At 61.0% G+C, this 4,195-nt stretch carries 5 protein-coding genes and 1 pseudogene; all 6 read left to right on the top strand.

What is annotated here, in order from left to right:
- Nucleotides 1-132: 132 nt before the first annotated feature.
- The 6 genes and pseudogenes from L858_RS21820 (at nt 133) to L858_RS20790 (ending at nt 4,162) form a co-directional block, all read left to right on the top strand.
- Complete coding sequence (locus L858_RS21820; protein WP_028056292.1) at nt 133-933, top strand: hypothetical protein; 801 nt, start codon at nt 133-135, stop codon at nt 931-933.
- Nucleotides 930-1,613 (top strand): DNA cytosine methyltransferase, encoded by a 684-nt coding sequence (locus L858_RS0118940; protein WP_022684628.1) that lies wholly within the window; start codon nt 930-932, stop codon nt 1,611-1,613. Before L858_RS21820 ends, L858_RS0118940 begins: the two co-directional genes overlap by 4 nt.
- A gap of 48 nt (nt 1,614-1,661) precedes the next feature.
- Nucleotides 1,662-1,889: a hypothetical protein gene (locus L858_RS0118945; protein WP_152639885.1), complete on the top strand. Its 228-nt coding sequence runs from the start codon at nt 1,662-1,664 to the stop codon at nt 1,887-1,889.
- The gene (locus L858_RS0118950) at nt 1,886-2,704 is read left to right on the top strand and encodes a hypothetical protein (protein WP_022684630.1); all 819 of its coding nucleotides are present in this window, start codon (nt 1,886-1,888) and stop codon (nt 2,702-2,704) included. Before L858_RS0118945 ends, L858_RS0118950 begins: the two co-directional genes overlap by 4 nt.
- Before the next feature lie 178 nt (nt 2,705-2,882).
- Nucleotides 2,883-3,032: pseudogene (locus L858_RS22580) on the top strand (helix-turn-helix transcriptional regulator); the annotation flags it as partial.
- Between the two features lie 26 nt (nt 3,033-3,058).
- On the top strand, nt 3,059-4,162 hold the full coding sequence (locus tag L858_RS20790; protein ID WP_022684632.1) for a tyrosine-type recombinase/integrase: 1,104 nt from the start codon (nt 3,059-3,061) through the stop codon (nt 4,160-4,162).
- Nucleotides 4,163-4,195: the final 33 nt, after the last annotated feature.

Consider the following 4,195-nt stretch of genomic DNA (forward strand, 5'->3'; position numbering starts at 1 on the left):
GCGCGTCAAGCCGCACCCCGGCCATCGCCAGAGCATCAGCCCGATTGTGGCTCACCAGCCTGTCACTGAGGCGGGCCAGGCTAACCGCATCCGCCGCCTTCAGGCTGAAATCGGCTTCGTGAGGAAATCAGCATGGCCGACAGCCTTTTGGCCTCATTGGAGGCGGTTCTTGTTAAGCACGGCCTGTCTAAGGCGACGATTGGTTCAATAAAATCATCGCCCGCTTTGCAATACTACGCCTCTCTCTCCACCCCGCCCACTGTTGGGCAGGAGGTTCGGGAGACCGTAATAGAACAGGCTAAGTCTGAAGGCATGGACGCCGCCGCTGACTTCTGCATCCAGACGCTCGCCAAGGCCCTCGATGTCGATGATTGGCAGCAAGCTGATGGCAGCGAGACGTGGGATGGTGACGTTGCAGGCACGATCTACAATGTTTTGGTAGCGGCCCGAGTCTATGACGATGAGGATGGTCGCGTTGCGCGCCTTGACCCCGCCCTCTCATCACCCCCGCAAGCGGTAACATGCGCTGGTTGCGAAGGCAGGCCTACACCGGAGAACAATCCCTGTGCTGTCTGTGGCAAGCAAGCGGTAACATCGCAGAGCGTGGGACAGGGGACAGGCGGACCTTGCTATTGCTGGTGCCACCCAAATGCCGGGGCGATTGGCTGCTCCCCCTGCTGTGACGCCGAAGACAACTATCTACCGCCGTCGAAGCGCAGGGCAGCCCTAGCAGAGCCAGCATCCCCCCCGCCAGTGGGGGAACAGGGGGCGGTGGCTTGGAGCGACGAGGCAATCGCGTTCGTCCGTGAGTTGACCGACAATTTTTACCGCGAAACACCACGGATCAGCAGCGACAGCCACGACGAAGTTAATTTCGCCCACTGGCTAATCGAGAATGGGCTTCTCTCCACAACCGAACGAGGACGGGGATGAGATTACTCGACCTGTTCTGCTGCGCGGGCGGTGCGGCGATGGGCTATCATCAAGCCGGTTTTGACATCGTGGGCGTCGATCTAGATCCACAGCCGCGTTACCCGTTCGCCTTCATCCAGCATGACGCGCTAACGCTCGACATGCGGTTTATCCGCAGCTTCGATGCGATCCATGCTTCTCCGCCTTGCCAGGGTTATTCCTCCATGCGTCACGCGCCGGGAGCGAAGGGCGCGCCGCTGCTGATCGATCGGACGCGGGACATGCTGGAAGCATCCGGGCTGCCCTACATCATCGAGAATGTGGAAACGGCGGGCTGGTCGATGCGCGATCCCGTCCTACTATGTGGGACCATGTTCGGCCTCGGCGCCCAAGGCTGCGAGCTTCACCGCCACCGGCTGTTTGAGAGCAATATCGAACTGGTCGCATCATCCTGCCAGCACAGCGGCGGCCCGGTCGTCGGCGTCTATGGCGGCCATGCTCGCAAGCGGTCAGCCAAGCATGGCGGACGCGGCACCCGCGACGTGTGGGAGGGCGGGCATAAAGCCGCCGCGCGCGAGGCTATGGGAATGGATTGGGCCACCCTTAACGAAATGAGTGAGGCGATCCCGCCCGCCTATACTGAGGCGTTGGGCGTCCAGCTTCTCGACTTTATCAAATCTCAGCGGAGACAAGCAGCATGACCCAATCCGCATCAACAAAGCCATATAGCGATCAGGGGGAGGGGGACCATGGCTAAAGCGAACGTCACAGTCATGACCTGCGACCGATGTGGAACGGTGGAAGAGTGCCGCCGCGTCGAACAGGAATATTCATGGGGCCGCATCCTCGCAGCAGAAGCGAACGGCCCGTTTAAGATCGGCCAGCCGACACACAAGATGGTTTTTCCTGAGAACGGGAAGGACATCTGCCCCGATTGCATCAAGAGCTTGCGTAATTGGTGGGAAACCGGCGCATGAGCGGCGAGGAACTGAAACTGCTCGACACGGCGCGGCGCAATGTCCGCACCTTCATCAACGGCGCGACATTCAAATGCCGTGCTGACCAAGAGGCTGCACTGGCCTGCGTTGATGTGCTGGAAAGCCACATACAAGACCAGAGCAACCTTATTGCCATCCTGCACGATGTGGTGGCTATCGACGCCCACCCCCTCCCCGAACAGCCCCAAGAGGGGGTGAGGGAGGCCGCCATTGAGGCCGCGTTCCGGGCCATCGCCGGGGATGACGCCGATCCGCATATGTGCCCGGAAGCATGGGACCATGCCGAAGCTGTTGCGCTGGCTGTTCTGGCGGCCATCTCCCCCATGTCCCAACCCCAGAGGATGGGGCAGGAGTTTGAGGCGGGTGATCAGTCTGGGCGTCCCCTTCGGGCCGGGCTACCCATGAACGGAGCCGGGCAAGCCGTCTCCCCCGTTCCGGTGGGTATCCCTGACGCGGCACACCATCATCGCTACGAAACAAGGCCCGCGCCGGGCCTGACGAACGATGATCCGATGTGCATCAACCTTTATTGCCCATCCGCCTTTTCGTGCAGGCGCTTTTCGCACGAGCCGCACCAAGGGCCGGAAGGACCAACTATCTTCATAGACCCGCGACCGACCATTTTGGGGGGCCTTCTGTGCGAGGATTTTCAGCCTGATTGGCTCAACCAGATCAGCGATAGCGATACCCGCCGAATGGCCGAGACGGGAACCGGCTCGGTGCGAAGCACGGGTAGCGCGGGCCGCAAGGCATCGCCCGGAAGCAGTAGCGCCCTCCAAGGAGGTGATAAGTGAGCCGCTGCGCCATGTGTTCCGCCACCAGCGAGCTAGACCACGGCCTGCTGTGCAAGGCGTGTCGGGCAGAGGATCGGCTTGTCACGGACGAGTGCAGATGCATCGCCTGCCGGTCCGACATGAAGGGCATAGCGCCTTGCCAAGGTGACGACAGCGCCCTTGCGGGGAGGGAGTAGGGATGGGACTGCTCACCGCTGAGAAGGCGGCAGAACGGCTTGGCATCAGCGAACGCACCCTGCGGAAGCTGCGCCAGAGAGGCGATATTCCCTATGTTCCTGTCACCGACCGCGCGATTCGCTATGACGAGGCGGACTGCGAAGCTTACCTGGCGTCCCGGCGCCGCACGGATGAACCATGCCCAAGCCCATCAAAGACGAACGTTCGCCGTATTGGCAATATGACTTCCAACGCAACAAGCGCCGGTTTTATGGCTCGACGGGAACGACTTCAAAGCGGAAAGCGCAGGAGTTCATAAACCGGCTGCTGGACGAGATAGCCAGCGGCAAGAATGCCCTGCCGGAGATCACCATGGATCAGGCCTGCGATGCCTATTGGGTGGACAAGGGGCAGCATGAACGATCGAGCAAGACAACCGAATACCAGCTTGCCAATCTCATCACCGGCATTGGCAAGAACAAACTGCTGAGCAGCATCCGCATCAGCGACTTCCGCGCCTACATCGCTAAGCGCCGCCTCGACGTGTCCAATGCGAGCGTCAACCGCGAATGGCAGCTAGCGCGCCGGGTGTGGCGCCATGTCGGGCACAGCCACTCTGTCAGCGATATCAAGTGGGGCGAACTAAGGCTGGACGAGCCGCCAGAGCGCGTGCGGGAGTTGAGCGCGGACGAAGAGCAGCGCATCTTTGACGCCTTGCCCGATAGCCTGAAACCGATCGTGGAATTTGCCATTCTAACCGGCCAGCGCAAATCTGAGGTCGTCGGCCTGCGCTGGGACAAGATCAACTGGCAGGCGGGAGAGGCGCGCGTCGAGAAGAAGGGGGGCGGGGAGCACAAGTTCCCTCTGTCCCATGCCGCCGTCCTGCTTATCCTGGAGCAGCCAGAGGTGGACGATTGCCCGTTTGTTTTCACCTATGTTTGCGAGCGCCCGTCACCGGCCCGCAAGGACCGGCCAGCGCGCAAGAAAGGCGTGCGCTACCCGTTCAGCAAGCAAGGATGGGACCGCAAGTGGCGCAAGGCTAGGGAAGTTGCCGGCATAGGAGATTTTCGCTTTCACGATCTGCGCCATACGACCGCCACCCGGATCATGCGCGCCACCGGCAATATCAAGGCCGCGAGCAAGATGCTGGGGCATACCGATGTTCGGACGACGAGCCGCTATGCGCATGTCCAGATGGACGATCTGCGCGCTATTTTGCTCGACACGGAATCACGGAATAATACCGGAAAGCGTTTGACCAATGAGCCGGAAACCCGCATAAATACTGAGGAAATGGAGTAGTCGCATGCCTGCTTTGGGAGCAGAGGGTCGCAG

The organism is Sphingobium bisphenolivorans, from assembly GCF_000412635.1.
GTDB classification, from domain to species: Bacteria; Pseudomonadota; Alphaproteobacteria; order Sphingomonadales; family Sphingomonadaceae; genus Sphingobium; species Sphingobium bisphenolivorans.